Here is a 20,289-nt window from a genome sequence, read left to right as displayed (position 1 = left end):
CATCCGGTTGAGCGCCGGGTGGCGCGCAATGGCATTATGTCTTGCAGATGCGCTCATCAGCCCTTGACCGCCCCTGCTGTAAGACCGCTGACGATCTGGCGCTGGAAGAACAGGATCAGTACGAACAACGGGGCAGTGGCCGAAACCACGGCTGCGACCGCGTACATGACCTTGCCTTCAACCTGGGTTGTGCCCATGAAGCTGTTGATGGCGGGAATGATGGTCTCGTTCTCTTCACTCAGCAGCATCACGGCCACGGTAAAGTCGTTATAGGCCAGCAGGAAGCTGAACAGGCCTGTGGTGATCACGCCGGGCCACATGACCGGGACAATAACATGCCGGAAGGCCTGAAACCGGGTGCAGCCATCAACCATGGCGCTTTCGTCCATGTCCTTGGGAATGTTCTTGAAGAACGAGTGCAGCATCCACAGGGTAAAGGGCTGGTTGATCGCCACAAGCACGATGATGGTGGTCGGCAGGATGCCCCAGACATTCCACTCGAAGAACCACAGCAGGTAACCCGAGACCAGCGTCATATGCGGCATCGCGCGGAAGACCAGCGCAGCCATCAGGATCCAGAACGCATAGCGGAAACCGGATCGCGCCAACGCATATCCCCCCAGCGTTCCGAAGGTCAGCGAGATCAGCACGGTGAAGAAGACCACAATGCCGGTGTTCTTGAAGTTGAACCAGAAATCTTCCAGAACCCACGCCCCGTGATAGCCGGCACCGGTAAAGGCGCTGCCGGTTTGCTCTATCGTGTTGGCACCGGTCAGGGCATTCATCCAGTTGGCCTTGGACAAGAAGTCGGCCTGTACCTTGAAGCTGCCCCAGAAGGTCCAGAAGAACGGGAAGGCAGCGATCAGCAGCCAGAGGGCCACGAAACCGTAAGAGAACAGCTTTAGCGGGGTCATGCGGGATTGTGCTTTGGTCGCCATGTCGTGTCCTCAGTGAGATTTACGGGTGAAGTCGCGCCAGGTGCGAACAAGCACCGGAGACATCAGGATGACCGCAAGGATGATAGTTATCAGCGAAGTCGCACCTGCTGAGGCATAGAGCGGATTGCCGCTTTCGCGCAGATCGTTGTAGATGATCCAGCTGAGCGACTGTGCGTGGGCCTCGGCTTTGAAGCTGACGATCGGCTCAAAAACGCGGAAGTTATCCATGATCAGCATGAGCGTCACAAACGAAACCAGCGGCATCAGGTGTGGAACGATCACATGGATCAAGCGCTGCCACTTCGTCGCGCCATCGATCTGTGCCGCTTCCATCGTATCATCGGGGACGGTTTGCAGACCCGCGTAGAAGGTGATGAAACTGAACGGCAGGGTATGCCACACGCCGTAAACCATCAGCATGGTCCATGTCAGCGCCGTCGACGCCTTCAAGCTGAGTGTCGGATCATTGAATATGCGTTGAATGGTGGCGCCGATTACACCATCACCATCGACCATCCAGAACAGGATCAGCGAACCGACAAGCGGAGTGACAAGAAACGGCAGTAGCGAAATGAAGATCGCAACCCCTTTGAGCGCGCGGGGCAGGTTGTTGACGCCAACGGCAATGGCCAGCCCAAGGGCCAACACCAACGGCGTGACAATAAAGGTATAGGCCAGGGTGAATGTCAGGGCGCTGTAGAACGGCAGGTTATACACCTTAGCCCAAAAATCACCCAGGCTTTCAGAGCTTGCCCACGCTTCTCCGATCTCGGCAAAAGCCAGGTGTGAACGGTTGATGTATGTGCCCAGACCGTTAAACCGCCCAAGGGGTTGTTCTGCGCGCAGCTTTGCAGTGGCCTCGGTGTCGACCGTGGTGGTCGGGGTACACCCAAATGGTCCGCAGCTTTCAGAAACCAGCAGAACCTGCTCATGCTCGACAAAGAGCGATTGGACGAAAACCGAGACGATCGGCAGAGCGATGAACAGGATCATCGCGGAAAGCGTGGGCAGAATGAACCAGAAAAAGGTGCGGTGCTTCATGGCGTACGTCCCAGTCTTTAGTCCGGAAAAAGATGAGGGGGGCAGATTGCGCCCCCTCAAGTCGGGGAGTGTTACTTGAGAAAGCCGGCTTCTTTGGCCGACGTCCGGTAGGCGGCTTCGACATCCGCCAACGCCTGTTCAGCGCTTTCGTCACCCTTCAGAAAATCCGCCAGCTCCGCACCAAGTGCCGCATGCAGAAGGCCAATTTGCGGGATCATCGGATAGGGTTTCGCACCACCGCTAACGGTCTCTGCAACCCCTGCTGCAGCCGGTCCGGGCTGGAACCCGTCAAGCAGCCAGACGGCATCATCGTTGTTTGCTGCAACCATTTCCGGGGTCAGGGCGCTGATCAGTGCAGCAAAGGATGCCTCGGCCTCTTCATCCGACACGTTGGATGCGATGGTAATACCGTCCCACCACAGCGTGGCAGATGGGATCGATCCGCCGCCAACGGTTGGTGCAGCCGACAAAACTGTATTCGAGGTCACCTCTTCGGTGGACCCTTCATCATCCAGAATTGGCGCGCCGCGCGAACCCCACATGACGGCCAGAGCCGCCTGACCGGATTCCCAGAGACCCTGCGTTTCGTTTGACGCGTGGGTCAGGTGGTCGGGGTGGGCGTATTCCGCCAGAGCCTTCATGACTTCCAGTGCGGCCACGCCTTTTTCGTTGTTGATCGACGGCTCGGCCGAACCGGGTACAAAGAACTCACCGCCATGACCGAGATAGATCATGTTGAACACCTCGGCCAGGTTCCATCCGGTCTGAAGGTTCATTGCGATCGGATGTTCCATGATACCGGCAGCACGGATTTTCTCAGCGGCTTCCAGAACTTCTTCATAGGTGGCCGGGATGCCGTCGAAACCAGCTTGTTCCAGGATATCCTTGCGCGAGAACAGGTGCTGCGAGTTCGCCATGAAGGCCACAGCCATGACATTGCCATCGATGGTGATCAGCAGGTTCGGCGGGATGCTGTCTTTGTATTTTTCGACCAGATCGTTCAGCGGCCGCACCAGACCGTCGTTCATCAGCTGGGTCAACGTCGAGTTGGCCAGGATCACCGATGTATATTCCGACGGGTTCGGGGTCAGAGCGGCGTTCATGATCGAGCGCGCTTCGGTGGTGTGGTTGGTGTTGAATTCAGCCGCTGCCCCACCACAATTGGCTTCGGCGGCTCCCGCGACGGCGTGGATCGCCGGAAAGTCACTGGCCAGAATGCGGATCGATTGCCCCTCGGGGCCACAATTGGCGGCATAAGCTGCCGAGCCCATCAGGCCCACAAAGGCGGTTGCTGTAGCGATTTTTCTTAGGAACATTTCTGTCTCCCTGTTGTTTTGAGAATTTGAGCGCGAGGCCCGTTCGCGCATGAAGTTTTGTTGCCGGGGTTCGCCCCGATCATTGAGCAGGGCCCTGTTCAGATCCGGGCGCCGGTCTTGCCATCAAACAGATGGCAGATTTCGGCCGGAACCGAGATTGAAACCATGTCGTCGATCTCTGCCCGGAAATTCTTGTCTGCCTTCACCGATATGAGGGCACCGCCAACGCGAACCGAAATCATAGTGGCGTCCCCCAGCAATTCCTGCGTGTAGATCGGGGCGTTGATCTGCCCCTGCCCTTCGGCAGCAAGGCCGGCATCTTCGGCCCGGAAGCCTAATGTCAGCGGGCCGTCCGGAGCGTTCAGCCCGGAAATTTCAACGTTTTTGGCCGTGAAGGTGCCGCCCCGTGCCTCACCTTCCATCAGGTTCATCGCAGGGTTGCCGATGAAGCTGGCGACAAAAGTGTTGGCCGGAGTGTCGTAAATGTCGGTCGGGCTTCCAACCTGCTGCACCACGCCTTGTTTCATGACCACAACACGATCGGCCAGCGTCATCGCTTCGATCTGGTCGTGGGTCACATAGATCGTGGTCACCGCCAGTTCGTGGCTGAGGTTCTTGATCTGTGCCCGGGTGGACACGCGCAGCTTGGCGTCAAGGTTGGACAGCGGCTCGTCCATCAGGAATACGTTCGGCTCGCGCACGATGGCGCGGGCAAGCGCGACGCGCTGACGCTGACCACCTGACAATTCCGCAGGCTTGCGATGCAGGAAGTCGTCCAGTTCCACCATCGCCGATGCACGGCGTACTTTTTCGTCATGCGTGGACGGGTCGATTCCGCGGACCTTCAGCGGGAACCGGATGTTCTCGTAGACGTTCATGTTCGGGTACAGTGCATAGGACTGGAACACCATCGCCACGTCACGATCCTTGGGCTCCATGTCGTTCACGCGAGTCCCGTCGATCAGAATGTCGCCCTCGCTGGCATCTTCCAGACCGGCGATCATGCGCATGGTTGTCGTCTTGCCGCAGCCTGACGGGCCAAGAAGAACCAGAAACTCCTTGTCGGAAATCGTCAGGTCAAAATTATCAACCCCCACAAAAGAACCCCAACGCTTTCCAACATTGCGAAGTTGAATTTCGGCCATTCTGCCCTCCCAGCTGGACCTAGCGTGCATACGTTTGCAAAAAGCATAGACAGCAAAAGAAACATCTGGCAAGTTTTTTTTGCATGCGCATGCAAAATCACCCCTTGCCATCCGTGGCATACAGCTCCATCCCAGCGCTTAGAGCACTGAAAGAAATTGAAAATGTCCTACGAAGCCCAAAAAGCCGTCGTCGTCGATTACTATGAAGCACTCAGCAAGAACGGAGAATCGGCCGCCGCTGACGCGATGTCCGAGTTCTGTGCCGAAGACTACTTGTGGCGCGGATTTCATCCGTTTGATGAATTGCGTGGCACCGACGCGGTGGTACAGAGATTCTGGCAACCGCTAAGGCACAGCCTGCGACATATGCAGCGACGGATGGACGTGTTCATGGCCGGCCGAAACGAGATGGACGGATTTTCCTCGGTCTGGGTTGTTTCCATGGGCCATCTGATGGGGCTGTTCGACAATGCCTGGCTGGGCATCGCCCCCACAGGCAAGATGGCGTTTCTGCGATATTGCGAGTTCAACAAGGTCGAGAACGGCAAGATCACCGAGACGGCGATGTATTTCGACATTCCTCATCTCATGATGCAGGCCGGGTTGCGGCCATTCCCGCCGCAGACCGCAGCTCAGCTTGTCCAGCCCGGGCCGATGACGCACGACGGTCTGATGTTCGGACCCCAACCCGCCGAGGAAGGAGAACGGACCCTGGCGGCCATCAACGCCATGATTTCCGATCTGGGCCAATGGGATAGCGGTCTCAGCCTTGAGGACGAGCTGCGGCGCACATGGTGCGAAGACATGATCTGGTGGGGTCCGTCCGGTATCGGTGCAACCTACACAATCGAGCGCTACGCACAGCAGCATTCAGGCCCCTTCCGCGCAGGATTTACGGATCGGTCGAAAACCAAGCACATTTGTCGGATGGCGGAAGGTTGTTATGGCGGGTTTTTCGGATGGCCGAATTTCACGGCCCGTCCCACCGGCGGGTTTATGGGGATGCCTGCCACCGACAAAGCTGCCGAGTTCCGGGTGATCGACATCTATCGCCGTAAGGGTGACAAACTTGCCGAGAACTGGATTTTCATCGACCTTCTGCATTTCTGGAAACAACAGGGTGTCGACATTCTGGGGCGCATGGCAAAGGTGCCGCGAACATGACCGGCTGGATCGACGCGCATCACCACCTTTGGGATCTTACCGCGGTGCATTACCCATGGCTGATGGCGCGCGGGGTGGACAGGTTCTTTGGTGACCCGAAACCCATTCAGCGGGATTACCAGTTGAACGAATTTCGCGCAGACGCCGCAGCCTGCGGCATCCGCGCTTCGGTGCATATCCAGGTGGGGGCCGAGAACAGTCTGGACGAAGCCAGATGGGTTCAATCCGTCGCCGGCACCTCCCCGGACTGGCCGATGGCGCAGGTAGTGTTCTGCGACCTGACATCGTCCGATCTGTCCGACCGACTGGACACATTTCAGACCCTGCCGACTGTGCGTGGCGTGCGCCAGATCGTCGGTCGCGCGCCCGGAGAGGACGCGCAAACCGGCACCAATGCTTTGCTGGACGATCCACACTTCCTGGCTGGCTTGCAGGAAGCCGGACGACGAAAGCTCAGCTTCGATCTGCAACTAATTCCTGAATTGATGGAGAAGACCGCCCGCGTTCTTGCGCAGGCGCCGGAGACGCCGATTGCGCTCTGCCATGCCGGATCGCCCCATGACCGCAGCCCAACGGGCCTGAAAAGCTGGGCCGTACAATTGCGCGTCCTGTCCGACTTGCCGCATGTAACCTGCAAGCTGTCCGGTCTGGGCATGTTCGATCACACCTGGACCACCGACAGTATTCACCCCATCGTGGAAGTCTGTCTTGAACAATTCGGACCAGAGCGGGTCATGTTCGGATCGAACTTCCCGGTCGACAAACTCTACAGCGATTACGCGACTCTGGTGCAGGCTTACTGTGATCTGATTCCGGCTGAGGTTCAGGCGGCCGTATTCCACGATACTGCCGCGCGGTTTTATGACCTGAAGGCCCCAACGGCATGATATTCATCTTTGAAACTTCCGTGAATCCCGAGTGGATCGACTACAACGGCCACATGCGGGATGCCTATTACGGGCTGGTCTTCAGCCTTGCGGTCGATGCAATGCAGGATGAGGTCGGCTTTGATGCCGATTATCGCACACGCACCGGATGTACGATCTACCTGCTGGAAGATCACAAGTTTTACCTGCGAGAAGTCAAGGAAGCGGACCGGCTTCGCATTGAAACCCGAGTTCTGGACTGTGATGAAAAACGCTTTCATCTGCACATGCAGCTGGCAAAAAACGCGATACCTGAAACATCCAGCCCGACGCGCGATGCATATACGGCAGCCAGCGTGCCGAATGCCGCGTTGGAAATACCAACCATGAATACCGAAAAGACGGCCACGGGCGAATTTCGCCACAGCCCCGGCAAATCAAGTGATACGCTGACCAGCGCGGCAGGTGTTGCCCCGGCAGAAATGGCGGTTGGCAGCAGCGCGGCGCAGTAGACGATGGCCGCCAGAACAAAGAAGAAATAACCCGAGGTATCACCCGTCACGAGCAGCATCTGACCAGCGGTCGAGGCGGCGAGGTTCACCATTGTGTATATTCCGAAAACCCGCCCCCGCGATGTGCTGTCGGTTCTTTCGTTCAGCCAGCTTTCCACAATCATCGCCGCGCCGGCAAAACAGAACCCAGAGACCGCGCGAAGCGGAATCCACACCCACGGTGTCATCAGAAGAAGCGAAAGCAAAACGGTGATCGCCGCCAGGGCGCACATAACGCCGAAGGACCTGACATGGCCAACCTTCGCCACCAAATACGGCGTCTGCAAACACCCAAGGACATAACCGATCGCCCATCCGGTCCCGAGAAGACCCAGCGAGGCGGCCGAAAACCCCTCCTTTTCTCCACGCACGGGCAGAATCAGGCTGTTCATGCCCCCTGCAAGCAGAAGAAAACCAGACCCCAGAAGAAGGGCCGCCAATGGAAGTAGCTGTCGTGCCATGGGATGACTATCACCGGGTCTGCGAGAGAAATCAAAAAACCCTGTGAAAATCAGAGAACAGCACCCGGTCAATCACCAGAACCTGGACCGCTCAGAGGAGTTTGGCACTTTGCGAGCCGCAATTTTCTGAGACACTGTTCTTGCCGACATCAGCAAGGTTTTCAAACGCGCGCATAGTCATATCCGCGGACCTGCGCAAGTCGTCCCGGTGCGAACAGCGGGAAGACGCCGCTCGATTGACAAGACAGGCGCATGGGCCTCATGACAAAGGCATCAGCATATCCACGCAGTCGTGTTCAAAGACGGCTCCGCGAAATCTGACAAAGTGATTTAAGTTGACCGATTTCAAAAAAACATCTGTCAGGATAAATCAATATGATCTAAAGCACACATCCTAGGTGCACCTTTTTTGGTCCGTCCCAAGGCAAGCATTGGGGGAGAAGGTCAGATAACAAACGCGTCTCATGAACCTGTCACCCCGACGGATGTGATCGTGTGCCCGAACTGTGATGCCGCATTTCGGCTGGTTAAGCCCGAATTCGCCGAGCGTGCCAGATGCGCCAGATGTCACACTGTGCTCATTACTCCGAAGCGGAAGGCCGGTATGCAGATCATTGCCCTGGCTTTTTCGGTCGCTGTACTTGTGGTCGCAGCAATGTTCTTTCCGTTTCTCACCGTCAGGGCGGGTGGCGTTCACAACTCGGTGTCGATCATGAGCACCGCGCTGGCGTTCCGAGGCGGCATTTACGGCCCTCTCGTGTTGGCCATGATCCTGCTGATCGTTCTGATCCCGCTGGCCCGCGCAGTCCTCAGCATCTATGTACTTCTGCCGATCGTGCTGGAACGCCCCTTACTGCCCGGGGCAAAGCCCGCGTTTCGATGGGTCGAAGCGCTGCGCCCCTGGTCCATGGCCGAGATCTTTGTGCTGGGCTGCGCCGTTGCGCTGACCAAAGTTGCTGACGTCGCCGAAATTCAGTTCGGCGCTGCCTTCTGGATGTTCACCGCACTTGTCCTGCTCGTCATCGTGCAGGACAGTCTTCTGTGTAGATGGTCTGTATGGAACTCTCTGATTCATCCCAGAAAATAGTCAGCGCGCGCGAGCTTGGGCTGGTCGCCTGCCGATCCTGCACAAAGGTGCATCGCCTGGGCGAAACCCGCACCTGTCAAAGATGCGGGCGAAAACTCCGGTCGCGTGATGAATTGGCGATCCAGCGTGTTTGGGCATGGTGGTTGGTCGGCGTCATGGCGTACATACCGGCCAATCTGTACCCGATGCTGGAAACACGCACGCTTTTCACCCGGCAAGCAGACACCATCGTGGGTGGGGCCGTGGATCTGATCCATCACGGCGCATTCGGAATTGCGGCCATAATCCTGCTGGCCAGCGTCGCCATTCCGTTGGGCAAGTTTGCCGCTATCGCCCTATTGGCGCTCAGCCTATCCCGCCGGTCTTCACTCTCCATGACGCAGCTCCGACTGGTGCACGAGGTCGTGGAATATGTGGGGCGCTGGTCGATGATCGACATTTTTGTAGTTGCAACCCTGTCCTCTCTGGTTCAGCTCAGCAGCCTGGCATCGATCAGACCCGGCACCGCCAGTCTCTTTTTTGCACTCTCGGTGATATTCACCATGCTCTCCGCCCAAAACTTTGATTCAAGGTTGATCTGGGATTCACGCCAACGTCAGGAAGCCAAATGAACGATGTTCCCGATGTACCGATCGAACGGCAACCGCGCCGGATATGGGACCGTGTATCGCTGATATGGGTCATCCCGATTGCGGCGGTTGCGGTCGCGCTGGCGGTTGCCTGGCAGTCTCTTTCCAGTCAGGGCCGGGTAATTCATGTCACATTCGAGGACGGCGCGGGCCTTGTCGCAAACTCGACCGAGCTGCGCTTTCGCGATGTGGCTGTCGGGTTGGTCGAAAAGGTCGGCCTGACCGAAGGGCTTAAGGCCGTCGAGGCACAAATCCGTCTCAGCAAAGAGATTTCGCCATATGTCGATGCTTCTGCCCAGTTCTGGGTGGTTCGGCCTGAACTCACCACCCAAGGCGTGTCTGGACTCGAAACGGTTCTAAGCGGCGTCTACATCGAAGGCAGCTGGGATGCGAATCCGGGCGAACCGACCAAACTCTTCAAAGGCAGACCGCAGCCGCCATTGTTCCGGGCAGACAAGCCCGGATTGCAGCTGACCTTGCGCAGCTCGGCCCGTGGCCAGTTGACGGATGATGCGCCCATTCTTTTTCGTGGCATCGAGGTTGGGCGGGTCGGCAAAGCCTCGATCGATCCGCGCGGAAATTTTGCCGTGGCCGAGGCGATCATCTACAATCCGCACCAACGTCTCATCAATGACACGACGCGGTTCTGGGACACGTCCGGTTTCAGCATTTCAGTCGGCGCGGCCGGGGCATCTGTCGATTTCACTTCCATAGCCAGCCTCGTGGCAGGAGGCGTCACATTCGACACGTTCGTGTCAGGAGGCTCGACCGTATCTGACGGTACGTTGTTCCAGGTCTATGAAGACTCCGAAGCCGCACGGGACAGCATCTTCAACCAGTCGCAGGTCGATGAACTGTTTGTCAGTGTGATCTTTGACGACAACATCTCGGGCCTCAGTGTGGACGCACCCGTTGAACTGGCGGGTCTGAGGATTGGAACGGTGAACAGCGTCATCGGTCTTATTGATGAGGAGGCTTTCGGGGACAACCGGGTGCGCCTGAATGCGGTCCTGGCCATACAACCGACGCGTCTTGGCCTGCCAGATGAAGTTTCACCCGCTGCCGCGCTTGAGTTTCTGAAAACGCGGGCCGATGAGGGGATGCGCGCGCAACTGGCCTCTGCCAGCCTGCTTTCCGGTGGCTTGAAGGTGCAATTTGTCGACAACACCGATGATGATCCGTTCGACTGGAATGAAACCGCCGAAGGGATAACAATCCTGCCTACCACCCAGAGCGAAATCCAGTCGGGGGAAGCCTCGGTCGAGCGTGTTCTGACGCGTATCCAGGCGCTTCCGGTCGAAGAGTTGATGTCCAGTGCCGTCGCGTTTCTTGACACTGCCCGCGCTTTTGTGGCCAGCGACGCGATCCGGGAAACGCCCGAAGACCTGCGTAAGCTGCTGGCTGCAGCCACGGCCGTGGTTGAATCTGACGACGTTCGCTCGGTCGCGGGGAATATCAATAAACTGCTGGATCAGGTCGATGCAATGTTGACCGAACTCAGGACCGAGCAGGTCACACAGCGCCTGCTCGGCGCCGTGGATGCGGCGACAAACGCCATGGAATCCGTGGACACATCCATTGCCGGCCTTCCAGAGCTGTTGTCGAGCCTGAACACTCTGGCTTCAAGGGCCAGTGCTTTGCCCCTGGACCAGTTGGTCACCGAACTGACCGGGATTGTCGCAACATTGGATGAGCTCATTCAAACCGAAGGCGTTCAGGACCTGCCTGTGCAACTGAATGCGACACTGGCCGAAGTCAACGCCGCTTTGGTCGATTTGCGCGAGGGTGGCGCGGTCGACAACGTAAACGCAACCCTGACCTCGGCGCGCAATGCCGCCGACGCGATTGCCAGCTCGACCAGCGAACTGCCCGCTCTGGCCGAGAGAGCCAGCAAACTGATGGACGAGGCATCTGCCACCATCAGTGGATTCAACAAGGGTGAAGCACTCAGCCGCGATGCACGAGCGGCGCTGCGCGACATTCAGCAGGCGGCCAATGCGCTTGCGGCGCTGCTTCGAACGCTGGAACGCGATCCAAGCATATTGATCAAGGGACGATAGACATGCCGCTACAAAAATTCCTCACGTGCCTGAGCCTGGTGCTGTTGGCGGGCTGCGGCGGGCTGAACGACCGGGTTTCAGTCAATGAACCAACTTTGGAAGGCCGTGTCAGAATAGGCGTTTCATCGCTTGAGATCAAAGAACCATCACTGCCCGGTTACGCCGTGGCGGACGAGATTTCGATCGAGGGCGAAGGCGGTCTTCTGGTTACCGAGGGGTCGGTTCTCTGGGCGGACAAACCTTCACGCGCGATTGCGCTGGAACTGACCCGTCATCTTACCGGCCTGACCAGAACTCGGATTGCATCCTCACCGTGGCCATTCGAGGAACCGCCTGCAGGAATTCTGGACCTGCGGTTTGAATCCTTCGTGGCACGGGCCGACGGCACCTTTTTTGTCTCAGGGCAGTATTTCCTGGGTCGGCTCGACGGCGGGCGAGAACGGTCAGGGTTGTTTGAACTGGTTGAGCCAATCGGCGAACCGCTGAACAGCACCAACATCGCCAAGGCCCGGGGACGAGCCGTCGCAAACCTTGCCCGGTTCCTGGCAAGCAATGCACTGAAATAGTCCTTTGGCCGGGCGGTTGTCCATGTGACAAGGGGAACGCGCAAAGGGGTGAAGGCCGGTCAGATACGGGCGTTTTGAGGGCTTCATTCCAGCGCACCGCGCTCCAAACGAGCGCAAACCAGGCCTGCCCCAATCACTGCTGCCCAGGCATGTATTTTCAAAGGGCGTTCCCGCCTGCGGATTCAGGCGGCGATGGATTTCATTGCGCCCAGGAACTGGGCGACTTCGGCAACGCTGTTGTAGTGGCACATTGACACGCGCACACAGCTGTCCAGGCCAAGCGGAGTCAGGATGTTGCCAGAGTAGTGATCTGCCTTGCGCAGATGCGTTCGGATACCCTGCTCGTTCAGCATTCGCACCACGTCGACTGAAGGCACACCCTCGACCCGCAGCGACACCAGACCTTCGCGCGCCGGGTTGTCGATGCCGCCCAGAATGGTCACCTTCTCCATCTCGGCCAGACCCGGCAGGTTGCCGGTGCCGTGGATCATCGCATCCGTCAGCGCCTTTTCTTGCGCGTGGATCGCCTCACCCGCGGCAACGAATTTGGCCCGGCGGTCGGTGGCGTCGCTGACCTGCTCGCCCAGCCATTCGAAATAGCTGACCACGTCGGACATGGTGGCGTAAGAACCGGTGTCGCGGGTTCCCATTTCCCAGTTGTCGGCAGGGCCATCCAGCAGGCTGTTATGCGGCAAGGCCGTCAGCCGGTCCGAGATCCAGGCAACACCGTAACCATGGCGCGAGAACACCTTGTAGGGCGAGATCACATAGCCATCCACGTCATAGGCCGTCAGGTCGATCCGGCCATGGGCGGCGTGCTGGATGCCGTCGACGATGATGTAGCATTCGGGCGCAACTGCCCGGATGGCGGCGGCCACGGCGGCCACATCGACACCCATACCGGTCACCGGCGAGGTGTGGACGATGGTCGCAACTTTGGTGTCGGGCGTGACTTTGGCGGTATAGGCATCGGCGGTCACGGCGCCGGTGACGTCGTCATGTTCGACCAGAACGTGGCTCTGCCCGGCGACGCGCGCCCAGCGGTCGCAGGCGCTGCGGGTGGCCGGGTGTTCCAGGGTCGTCCCCAGAACCTGACCCGCGCCGGTGCCCAGACAGGCGTTCATGATCAGGCGGAACAGCAATTCGGTGCCACTTTCGCCCACAAAGAACTGCCCGCCCGGCGCATTCATGAACACGGCCATATCTTCCTTGGCCTTGTTGATCACGCGCACCAGTTCATGGCTGCCCGGATTGTCGCGCCCCTGATTGTCGGGAATGGCCGCATAGTCCTGCGAGGTTTTCACCACTGAGTTCAACGTCAGCGCGCCGCCCGCGTTTTCGAAGAAAATCCGGGGTCCCTGTTGCGGGCAATGGTCGATCTGGGCAAAGCGATCGCGGATCTGCTCAAGCAGCGGTGTGTTGATCTCGGGCATGGGGACTCATTCGTGTAAATACTTCTGTCTGACATATATTGTTCGCGGGCCCGGTTTTCTCACAAAAAATGAATGGGCAATGCCTTTGCATTTTTCATGCTTTATCGGACGATCAGGTATCGGCAGCCCCGACCAACGAATACGGTGCCTGACTTTGGTAAGCTGGCACCCGAATTCCCGTGATCCTCCCTTTATTTCGATACTGTCCCTCTCAAGGGCTTCCAAGCGACTGCGCCAACTTCACAGCCCCCAGATAGGCCGATCGACGCCAATCGGGCGGGGGGTTCAGCGGCGACAAGGCATCGGCCGTAAGATAAAGGTCGACGACTCCGTGCGCCACTGTCTGGACATCCTCCGGGTCCGCCGACGGATACTCTTTCTGGACAATTTGGCGGGCAAGCGCGTAGAACTCAGCCATAACACCCGTCAGAATTTGTCTGAGGTCCGGGTACTGTTCCACGACCATAACCAAAGCCTGATAAGCGTTGTTCAGTCGCGTGTCAGTTTCGCTTTCCTCGCTGAACAGGGCGTCCACGAAGTTCATTAGCCCCGGATAATCCTGCAAAGCTGTTCGCAAATTCTCCAGAGAGACGCGCTGTTCTTCCACAACATGCAGGGCCAAGGCGCGTAACATCTCGTCCCGGTTTCCAAGATGGTGCCGTATCAACGGCCGCTTAAGTCCGGATTCCTCCGCAATTCTCTCAAGCGTTGCGCCCTCAACCCCGAAACGGGCCACCAGCGTCATGAACGCATCCAGCACTTCGGCTTTGCGCTGTTTCTGAACCGAGGGACGCCCCATTGGTATTTCTCCGTCTCTTCAATTTCGAACCGGGCGGATCCGTCAAAACAGACCGTCAACTATTCTGAACTGCCCAGTGTCTGGCAGGCCGGAACTATGCTTTTTCCAGCTATTTTTCATCAAGCGCAAAGCTGGCGTATGTGCATTTTGCCGCCTGCCTTTAGGCATTTGCAAGCCCCGCAGATACCCGAGGAAAGTGAGTAGCGCCCTGACCCGCTGATTGGCAGCCAGACCCCGGGGCAAAGCGGCGTCACCACACCGAAATGCCCCGGTTCAAGACAACCATAACCTACCGGCAGGATGATCAGAACCAACCCGTAAAATACTGATCTGGCCAGTAAAAGAACGCCAGATCCACCGGAATACCCGGGCTGATCAGTGAGTGCTCGAATACAGGGTCATCGTAGAGATCATTCAATCCGGAAACCGCATAGCCTTCCGTTGGCGTCCAACTCTCATCGAGACCCATCTGATAATCACTGTCTTCGTCATGAAAAGCCACCACGCTGTAGTAGTTGTCATTCAGGTCCGGGAAATCGACGCGCTGCGGTTCCGTGCTGGCGGGAAGCGTGACGTAGCCAGCCGCCGTGTTGAAATCAAACGCGTCAAAAGAAGCCGCGTTGTCAAAGGCCATGACAACAAACTGGCCTCTGTCGATACGAGCACTGTGCAGGTTAATCACCAACCCACTGTCCGAAGACGTACCGGTCGAGGATGCCGATGTCCGGGGGATGTCCGTACCAAATCCCGAGGCCATCCAAGCTCCGCCGACGAACAGGGCCGTTGTTACCAGCGCCGCGACCATTCTCTGTGAATTTGAAGGCATGGCTTTAACCCCGTTTATCGCTTGCCGAAGCGTTGGCGCCTTGTTTTTGGGGTCGCCAGCCCGGCGGACCAAACAGAACCCCCAGCTTGTTTCGGAACCCCGGCATTCGCCAGGCGTCGCCAAAGGCGCGGGCAAAGCCATGAAAAAAGGCTACAAACGGATTGACCGAATTGATCGGCGTAACCAGACCGTAAGTGACTTCTTCTTTTTCTTCTTCGAACGTGCCGAACATGCGGTCCCAGATGATGAAGATTCCGGCGTAATTCTTGTCCAGATACTTGCGGTTGGACCCGTGATGCACACGGTGATGCGACGGCGTGTTCATTATGTATTCAATGGGTTTCCAAAGCTTGCCGATGACTTCGGTGTGCAAAGCGGTCTGGTAGAGTTGCACCAGCAATTCCGCGACCAGGACAACAAATGGATTGAAGCCCAAAAGCACCAGGGGAATATGAAAGAACAAGGGCCAAAACCCATCCAGCGGACCATGCCGGTAGGCTACCGAAATGTTAAAGAAGGGTGAGCTGTGGTGCACCGAATGTGTGGCCCACAAGATGTTTATCCGATGCAGGATACGATGCTCCCAATAATAGGCCAGATCCGCGAGGATCAGCACGATCAGGAACGAAGCCCATGTGGTGGGGATGTCAAAGAACGCATATTGCGACGCCCAGACATAGGCACCGACGTAGAAGCCGGCCATCAAAACAAAAGTGATCGCAAGGAAGAATCCCAGCGTGATGAAGTTGGTGACGGTATCGCCAACCATCGCGAACGTCAGCTTTTTGCCAATCGCGTAACGCGCAAGTTCAAACACCAGAAATCCGATGGCAAAGACGAAAAACCAGTCGTCGATCATCGTCTCCCAATAGCTGATCTGGAAGTCGCTGACATACGTGTTGAGGAAGTCCATTTAGGTAGATCCTATTAAATTGTCTTTTTTGACAATTAAATAGTTTTAGCCCCGTGTCAAGTGGCCCCCACGCCAACGCTCTATCTTGATGCCGACACAGCCCTATCCATTGCGCTGTCTTGCGATCATGCTCGACATAGGTAATTCCTGAAAGAAACCGTTCGTCAAAACAGACACCTACCCATTACAAGTTTAGCAAATGCCCAAAGCTGGCCCGCAATCAAAAGTCCGAATTGGAATGTCCACGCTTCTGGCGCTGGCCATAGGCGGGTTGGTGGCACTTTCGGTCAGCGCGGTGCTTCTGGTATCAACCCACGCCAATGTTCAAAACACGACTGAATTGTTAAACACCTCAGCCTCGATGATCGTCGAGGCCATTGAGGACAGGGTCGTTAGCCTGACGACCCCTATCGAGGAATTGGCAAGTTCTCTCCAGAAAGATGCAAGTTCGGGCGACGTCGAATTGTCCAACACTGACTTTCTGAAGGCATATTTCAAGGGCGTCGCAGCCTCCGCCCCCTATCTGACGGACCTTGCCGTTGTTTACCCGGACGGCAGCCTTTTTGTGACCAGTCAAATCGTCGATTCCGACGGAATTTCCTTTGTCACCATCACGGAGCCATCGGTGGATGGGCGGTTGCGGTATCTTGAAGATATTAAAAGTTATGAGGGCCTGTTTTGGAACGAACCCTTCTTCGATGAAGGCCGGACGCATATTTCGGCCACCGTACCGGCCTATCGGGACGATGTGTTCCTGGGTGCCATTTTTGTGTCTTCAACCGTGCATCATTTCTCGGACACCATCGATGAGTTGGGCAGCAAGTTCAGCGCGACCGGTTTCATTCTCTATGGCGATAACCGCGTCCTGGCACATCCGAAGCTGCTGAACCTGTCCGGAAGTTCCTTAAGTCCGGACACACCTTTGCATTCAATCGCTGCGCTCGATGACGCGGTGATCTCGCAAGTGCTAAAACAAGACCCCGAGTTTCAGGGGGGCGACAGCTCTTTTGACGGGTATGTGGTCGAAATCGCAGACGGCGAGTACTTGGTTCTGACCAGTACGATGGATGAGTACGGTTCGGAACCATGGGTCATTGGCCAGTATTCCCCGCTAAGCGATTGGAGCAGTCAATGGACCCGCCTCAGCGACGCTGCCTTTGTCAGCATTGGGTTCTTAATAGCGTCAATGATTGCGGCGATTGTGCTTGCCAGAAAGCTTTCGGCCCCAATCAAAAAATCAACCGAAGAAGCCATCAAGATCAGCGAACTCAATCTGGATCAGATCGACTATCTTCCCCCCTCTCGCGTTGAGGAGGTAAACCTGCAGGCCGTGGCATTCAACAAGATGCTCGACGGGTTGCGCTGGTTTGAAACCTATCTGCCACGCACTCTGGTGCGACAATTGTTGAATTCCGGAGACCCTGATGTTGTCAGGCCTCGCGAGGTCGAGCTGACTGTCATGTTCGCCGACATTGTGGGCTTTACGGCTGCGTCAGAAACGATGACACCGCAGGCCACGGCCGACATGTTGAATAGCCATTTCGCGATTTTGAACCGTTGCATCCAGGCCGAGGGAGGAACGCTCGACAAGTATATCGGCGACGCCGTGATGGCGTTCTGGGGTGCTCCTCAGGAACAGGTCGACCACGCCGAGCGGGCCTGCCGTGCAGCGGTGGCCATCAAGCAGGCGCTGGCTGAGGCGAAAGTTGGCTATGGCCTGAAGATTGCGATTCACACCGGTCCGCTCATCGTCGGGAATATCGGAGCAGTCGAGCGGATGAATTACACCGTGATCGGAGATACGGTTAACACCTGCGCGAGGATAGAGACTTTGGCCGGTGATCTTGCCACGGAAGAGCCAACCAACATCCTGGTCAGCGACGCAACTGCGCGACGCCTCAGCGCGTCGTTCCAGCTGGAACATGTCGGCGATTTCCATGTGAAAGGTCGGTCGAAACAGGTGACCGTTTACCGTGTCAAAACTGAATAGATGATGGGATCAGTGGTACCGTATTGGAACAGCCCGCCATGTCCGATCTGTCAAGTTTCAGACCGGATCCCGCGGGTAAATGACCTGCAGACTGTCCGTGTGAAATTGAGCAATGCTCTTTTTCCATCTCCGGCCCGGCCACAGCAGTTCGGCTGTCAGATCGTGGGGATGGTAGGCTGCGGTGTATAGGGTTCCGAAACCCTGATCGAAAGCCAGAGAATACAGCGGCGGCTTCAGGAAAGACCCGACAAAAACCTCTTTCGTCTCTGGGTGCAATGTCAGGCGATGCAGCAGGAAACGCTCACGCTCGACAGTGGCGGTAAGGCGTGCATGGCTTTTCCATTCCACGCGCTCCTGATGGTTGGTGGAAACAGCCGCATGGGTAAAAAGCGTCGGCCGGTCCGGTGCAAGAAACGCCGTAAAGAACTGCCGGTCCCGGTTCAGGACCGTAACGTTGTAGCTCATGTGGCACGGAACCCGTAGCAGAACCTCTTTCGCCTCTTCCAGCGTCGAACAGGTCTGCAACAGGTATCGCAGGATCACGGGAACCCCAAAGCCTTCGCCGACCGCGCGGCGGCCACCGAACGTCAGGGAAACGGTTAGCCCTGCATCATTCATGCCATCCAGCAATCCAAACAAGCCATCCGAGGTGCCCATGACCTGACGCCCGTTCCATTCGGTCTTCAGGAATATTCCATCAAAGGCCGACGGGTTGTAGTCGTAGTTCCGCACCATCAACGGTTCTGGCCCCTGCCAAATCGCCTGGCTGCACCCGGCCAGATAGCGCGGCGGGCAAAAGAAGCTCAGGAACCGCGCCTCCAGATCGCCGGCGCCAAAGGCGGCGCACAACATGTCATACGGCTCGAGCATTTCCGGCATATATGTTTTCAGCGCATGACGGCACTCGGAATATGTCGGGCGTGATGACAACCCTTCGCTTGCCCACCATTTAAGGTAGGCATTTCGATACTCGGAGAAAATCCCGGACAGTTTCTGTCCGGGTTTCTTTTCTTCTACGGCGCGAAAGGTTAGCTTCATGCACTCTACATAATCTTAAACGCCGGATCCTCAAATGCCTGAGCCGATGGCAGCGGACGTGCCGAGAACGCGTTCTTGATGCCATTGATCCAATGCTTCGACTTAGCCGTAAGCTGAAAACCCTTGGTCATCGACCGGCCGCGTGTGACCAGGATGCCCAGATCGGCCCCTTCGTACCGGTAGTCGCCAACATTCGATATCCGCAAAAAGAACGCTTCGTCTTCGCTTTCCACCGCGCGCCGGTGATAGTCGAACCGGTCGAACACCACCCGCCCGTCCGGCAACATCTTGTAGATCCCGGATTCCGGGGCATTGGTGATGATATCGACCGTGTCCTCGGTGTGCTTGATCACCATTTGCGACCAGGAATCGATCATGTCGGGATCGGCCCAGCGTGCGTTCAGTTCCTCGACACCCAGGTTGAATGGTTTTTTCGAGAACTCCAGCAGGTGAAACAGGAACAGCGGCGCATCTGCATGCGCGAAAGCCGCGTGGTTGGTCATCGAGGACGCGCCCGTGATCCGGGGGTTGAGCTCGCCCAACCAGATGTCGCCGGTCTTTTTGTCGATCAGGAAATCCAGTTCGAAATAGCCGCGATATCCTTCCTTGCGAAGTTGTTCGCCAAATTTGAACGTCAGTTCCCGCGCTTTCTCGCGCGTCTTCGGCGGGAACGCAGTCGAGAAAATCTCGTTTCCGCACCAGCCTCCGCGATAGGGGGTCAATTCCTTGAACCCGACTAGTTCCGTCATCAGGGGGCCGACAATCGTGCCTTCGGACGTGGCGCAGGCTTCGATCGCCGAACCCCGGCAATCGATGCGTTTCATGATTTTGATTTCGCCCTGGCCCACGATCTCATGTTCGTGTTTGCGGAAATCGGCCTCGGACTTGATGAAAAAGGTGGTGTGGCCCGAGTCTCCAAACGCACTTTGCAGGACAAGATCATCGCCGAGCCCCGCCTTTTTGCAGACCTTTTTCAACTGGTCATAGCTGTCGACCTTGGACAGCGTGTTGGGAACCGACGGGACACCCGCTTTGTTGCCGACCCGGACAGTTTCGATTTTGTTGTCCATCTTGGTGCGCAGCTTCGCCTTGGGGAACCAGACCTCGCCGCCCAGTTCCTTGACCAGTTTTTCCGTCTTTTCGTCGAACATCAGGAAAACGAATTTCGGCTTGCCGCCGCGCGCCTTGACGTATTCGACAACTTCCTTGTGCTGAAGCAGATAGTTGTTGATGTCTTCGATCGACTGAAACTCGTCATGGGGAAGTTCGGAAGGAACCAGAACGTTGGGATGGCGTCCGTCAAAGCAATCCATGTAGCAGATGTACTTGAAATTCTTGACCCATTCATCCAGACCGAGCAGGTTGAAATTGGTCGCCGAGACAAAGTAGATCGGGTCCGAATTCGTGTGAAAGTAACGACGGATTTCCGAAATGTTCTTGAGTACCTTCTTGGGCATTTAACCTCT

General features: G+C 57.0%; 18 protein-coding genes and 1 pseudogene. 8 read left to right on the top strand and 11 right to left on the bottom strand.

All coding sequences use genetic code 11. From position 1 onward, the window contains the following. Positions 1 to 56: 56 nt before the first annotated feature. The 4 genes from ACR0CG_RS05550 to ACR0CG_RS05535 all read right to left on the bottom strand — a co-directional run bounded on the left by ACR0CG_RS05550 (position 57) and on the right by ACR0CG_RS05535 (position 4,440). Complete coding sequence (locus ACR0CG_RS05550; RefSeq protein ID WP_170463829.1) at positions 57 to 938, bottom strand: carbohydrate ABC transporter permease; 882 nt, start codon at positions 936 to 938, stop codon at positions 57 to 59. 9 nt (positions 939 to 947) lie between these two features. Continuing rightward, positions 948 to 1,979: a carbohydrate ABC transporter permease gene (locus tag ACR0CG_RS05545; RefSeq protein ID WP_170611510.1), complete on the bottom strand. Its 1,032-nt coding sequence runs from the start codon at positions 1,977 to 1,979 to the stop codon at positions 948 to 950. 71 nt (positions 1,980 to 2,050) lie between these two features. Beyond that, positions 2,051 to 3,295 carry an extracellular solute-binding protein gene (locus ACR0CG_RS05540; protein ID WP_170463833.1) on the bottom strand — a complete coding sequence of 415 codons (1,245 nt, stop codon included), beginning with the start codon at positions 3,293 to 3,295 and terminating at the stop codon, positions 2,051 to 2,053. Between the two features lie 98 nt (positions 3,296 to 3,393). Continuing rightward, positions 3,394 to 4,440: an ABC transporter ATP-binding protein gene (locus ACR0CG_RS05535; protein WP_170463835.1), complete on the bottom strand. Its 1,047-nt coding sequence runs from the start codon at positions 4,438 to 4,440 to the stop codon at positions 3,394 to 3,396. 162 nt (positions 4,441 to 4,602) lie between these two features. Between ACR0CG_RS05535 and ACR0CG_RS05530 the strand changes: the two genes are divergently transcribed. The 3 genes and pseudogenes from ACR0CG_RS05530 to ACR0CG_RS05520 all read left to right on the top strand — a co-directional run. Then, on the top strand, positions 4,603 to 5,604 hold the full coding sequence (locus ACR0CG_RS05530; RefSeq protein ID WP_480523229.1) for a nuclear transport factor 2 family protein: 1,002 nt from the start codon (positions 4,603 to 4,605) through the stop codon (positions 5,602 to 5,604). Next, positions 5,601 to 6,491: an amidohydrolase family protein gene (locus tag ACR0CG_RS05525; RefSeq protein WP_480523227.1), complete on the top strand. Its 891-nt coding sequence runs from the start codon at positions 5,601 to 5,603 to the stop codon at positions 6,489 to 6,491. The genes ACR0CG_RS05530 and ACR0CG_RS05525 overlap by 4 nt, the downstream gene beginning before the upstream one ends. Further along, positions 6,488 to 6,715, top strand: a pseudogene (locus ACR0CG_RS05520) (thioesterase family protein); the annotation flags it as partial. The gene ACR0CG_RS05525 and the pseudogene ACR0CG_RS05520, both read left to right, overlap by 4 nt. Before the next feature lie 32 nt (positions 6,716 to 6,747). Here the strand turns inward: ACR0CG_RS05520 and ACR0CG_RS05515 are convergent. Then, on the bottom strand, positions 6,748 to 7,482 hold the full coding sequence (locus ACR0CG_RS05515) for an MFS transporter (RefSeq protein WP_480523226.1): 735 nt from the start codon (positions 7,480 to 7,482) through the stop codon (positions 6,748 to 6,750). 604 nt (positions 7,483 to 8,086) lie between these two features. On the opposite strand from ACR0CG_RS05515, the gene ACR0CG_RS05510 reads away from it, so the two are divergent. Genes ACR0CG_RS05510 through ACR0CG_RS05495 form a run of 4 tightly spaced genes read left to right on the top strand, consistent with a single transcriptional unit; the run spans position 8,087 to position 11,824 of the window. After that, positions 8,087 to 8,569, top strand: a complete 483-nt coding sequence (locus tag ACR0CG_RS05510) for a paraquat-inducible protein A (RefSeq protein ID WP_480523224.1) — start codon at positions 8,087 to 8,089, stop codon at positions 8,567 to 8,569. Beyond that, positions 8,530 to 9,180 carry a paraquat-inducible protein A gene (locus ACR0CG_RS05505; RefSeq protein ID WP_480523222.1) on the top strand — a complete coding sequence of 217 codons (651 nt, stop codon included), beginning with the start codon at positions 8,530 to 8,532 and terminating at the stop codon, positions 9,178 to 9,180. Before ACR0CG_RS05510 ends, ACR0CG_RS05505 begins: the two co-directional genes overlap by 40 nt. Then, entirely contained in the window at positions 9,177 to 11,258 is a 2,082-nt protein-coding gene (locus tag ACR0CG_RS05500; RefSeq protein ID WP_480523220.1) for a PqiB family protein, read from the top strand. Before ACR0CG_RS05505 ends, ACR0CG_RS05500 begins: the two co-directional genes overlap by 4 nt. Before the next feature lie 2 nt (positions 11,259 to 11,260). After that, on the top strand, positions 11,261 to 11,824 hold the full coding sequence (locus tag ACR0CG_RS05495; RefSeq protein ID WP_170806813.1) for an ABC-type transport auxiliary lipoprotein family protein: 564 nt from the start codon (positions 11,261 to 11,263) through the stop codon (positions 11,822 to 11,824). A gap of 182 nt (positions 11,825 to 12,006) precedes the next feature. Here the strand turns inward: ACR0CG_RS05495 and ACR0CG_RS05490 are convergent, their stop codons facing one another. From ACR0CG_RS05490 to ACR0CG_RS05475, 4 genes are all read right to left on the bottom strand, one after another. Further along, a complete protein-coding gene (locus ACR0CG_RS05490) occupies positions 12,007 to 13,257 on the bottom strand; it encodes an aminotransferase class V-fold PLP-dependent enzyme (RefSeq protein WP_480523218.1) in 1,251 nt (416 codons plus the stop codon). Positions 13,258 to 13,468: 211 nt separating this feature from the next. After that, the gene (locus ACR0CG_RS05485) at positions 13,469 to 14,056 is read right to left on the bottom strand and encodes a TetR/AcrR family transcriptional regulator (protein WP_480523216.1); all 588 of its coding nucleotides are present in this window, start codon (positions 14,054 to 14,056) and stop codon (positions 13,469 to 13,471) included. A gap of 304 nt (positions 14,057 to 14,360) precedes the next feature. After that, on the bottom strand, positions 14,361 to 14,882 hold the full coding sequence (locus ACR0CG_RS05480; RefSeq protein WP_480523214.1) for a DUF2141 domain-containing protein: 522 nt from the start codon (positions 14,880 to 14,882) through the stop codon (positions 14,361 to 14,363). Positions 14,883 to 14,886: 4 nt separating this feature from the next. Then, positions 14,887 to 15,795 (bottom strand): sterol desaturase family protein, encoded by a 909-nt coding sequence (locus tag ACR0CG_RS05475; RefSeq protein ID WP_480523212.1) that lies wholly within the window; start codon positions 15,793 to 15,795, stop codon positions 14,887 to 14,889. A gap of 238 nt (positions 15,796 to 16,033) precedes the next feature. Between ACR0CG_RS05475 and ACR0CG_RS05470 the strand changes: the two genes are divergently transcribed. Continuing rightward, positions 16,034 to 17,785 (top strand): adenylate/guanylate cyclase domain-containing protein, encoded by a 1,752-nt coding sequence (locus ACR0CG_RS05470; RefSeq protein WP_480523210.1) that lies wholly within the window; start codon positions 16,034 to 16,036, stop codon positions 17,783 to 17,785. A gap of 57 nt (positions 17,786 to 17,842) precedes the next feature. On the opposite strand, the gene ACR0CG_RS05465 is transcribed toward ACR0CG_RS05470, so the two are convergent. Both ACR0CG_RS05465 and ACR0CG_RS05460 read right to left on the bottom strand, forming a co-directional pair. After that, on the bottom strand, positions 17,843 to 18,823 hold the full coding sequence (locus ACR0CG_RS05465) for a C45 family autoproteolytic acyltransferase/hydolase (protein ID WP_480523208.1): 981 nt from the start codon (positions 18,821 to 18,823) through the stop codon (positions 17,843 to 17,845). A 5-nt stretch (positions 18,824 to 18,828) separates the two neighbouring features. Then, positions 18,829 to 20,280 carry a biotin carboxylase gene (locus tag ACR0CG_RS05460; RefSeq protein ID WP_480523206.1) on the bottom strand — a complete coding sequence of 484 codons (1,452 nt, stop codon included), beginning with the start codon at positions 20,278 to 20,280 and terminating at the stop codon, positions 18,829 to 18,831. Positions 20,281 to 20,289 lie beyond the last annotated feature (9 nt).

The sequence above is a fragment of the Ruegeria sp. AB8 genome, from assembly GCF_056542605.1.
Note: the sequence above shows the minus strand (reverse complement) of the source record. Positions and strands in the feature narration are given on the sequence as shown.